The 1,521-nt window shown below is 50.0% G+C and carries 2 protein-coding genes; both read left to right on the top strand.

Annotation, left to right across the window (positions count from 1 at the left end):
- The coding region (locus KDK18_RS03325; protein ID WP_257253202.1) for a hypothetical protein at positions 1–209 on the top strand (209 nt) is incomplete at its 5' end.
- A 171-nt stretch (positions 210–380) separates the two neighbouring features.
- On the top strand, positions 381–1,521 hold a 1,141-nt coding region (rapA, locus tag KDK18_RS03320; protein WP_257253201.1), incomplete at its 3' end, for an RNA polymerase-associated protein RapA.

The raw sequence follows: 1,521 nt of genomic DNA, 5'->3' as shown, positions 1-1,521 counted from the left end.
TGATCCAGCGCATTTTCCGATTGCCAGAGCGGAATGCCCTGATTCGCTCTGCCGTCAGCACCTTTTTCGTTTCAATCCTTTTTCATTTCATCTTCTATTCAGAAACGAATCAAAAACAAAGCGTCATGGGCATTAACCGTCCCTCTGATCAGCTTCAGATTCAGCTAAAAATAGCTTTGTATGAAAAAAAATCTTTCTTTCATTCCTGATTGAGAAACCCTTTTTTTTACCAAAGATAGTGGTTCTAGCGGTCATTTTTCCCATTATCAGACCGAGACACTAGTGAAGCAGCCCGCCAAGTAGCACTTGTACTGGTTGCTAATACAGCGAATTCCGCTAATATAGCGGCCTTTTTGTCTGGCAAGGTATGTAGTCACGACATGACGAGCTTCGTTCCTGGACAGCGCTGGATCAGTGACACCGAAACTGAACAAGGATTAGGTACCGTTCTGACTTTCGATAGTCGCATGGTTACCCTATTGTTCACCACCACCGGTGAAACCCGGCTGTACTCCATTAATAACTGCCCGCTATCAAGGGTACAATTTAATCCTGGTGACAAGATAGAGAGTCACGAGGGCTGGACCATGACGGTGACAGAAGTCATCGAAGAGAATGGTCTGCTGCACTATAAGGGTCTTCTTCCCAACGGCAAGCCCGGAGAGCTTCCCGAATCGGAGCTGGGCAACTTTATTCACTTCAACAAACCGCAGGACAGAATGCTGGCAGGTCAAATCGACCAAAACAGCAATTTTTCTCTGCGTTACAAGACATTGCTGAACAATTGTCGCCTGTTGAGCGCTCCAGTAAGAGGGCTTCTCGGTGCCCGTACCAGCCTCATCCCCCATCAGCTGCACATAGCCCGTGAGGTTTCCGGACGCCATGCGCCAAGAGTGATGCTGGCTGACGAAGTTGGCATGGGTAAAACCATTGAAGCCGGTCTTATCCTTCATCAGCAACTGATCACAGAACGTGCCAGCCGGGTCCTGATTCTGGTTCCGGAAACACTTCAACATCAATGGCTGGTCGAAATGCTGCGTCGTTTTAACCTGCACTTCGGCCTGTTTGATGAAGAGCGTTGCCGTGCGATTGAAGATGAAAACCCGTTCAACACCGAACAGCTGATTCTCTGCAGCCTGGACTTCCTGAGCCAGTACGAAAATCGTTTCCAACAGGTCCTGGAAGCTGACTGGGATCTGCTGATCGTCGATGAGGCTCATCATCTGGTCTGGTCAGAAGAAGACCCCAGCCGTGAATATCAGGTTGTAGAAACCTTGTCGTCACAGATTCCCGGACTGCTGCTATTGACAGCCACGCCTGAACAGATGGGCCCCGAAAGTCATTTTGCCAGACTCCGCCTACTGGACCCGGATCGTTTCCATGATCTGGAGACCTACCAGAAAGAGGAGAAGAGCTATGAGCCTGTGGCCGAAGCGGTACAGGAGCTGCTGGAAAATGACCATCTGCCGGAAGCCGCCTGTCAGCATTTGGCCGGTTTCCTCGGCCAGGACTGCCAACCAC

This window comes from Endozoicomonas sp. SESOKO3 (genome assembly GCF_024606255.1).
This window is presented reverse-complemented; position numbering and strand designations above follow the sequence as displayed.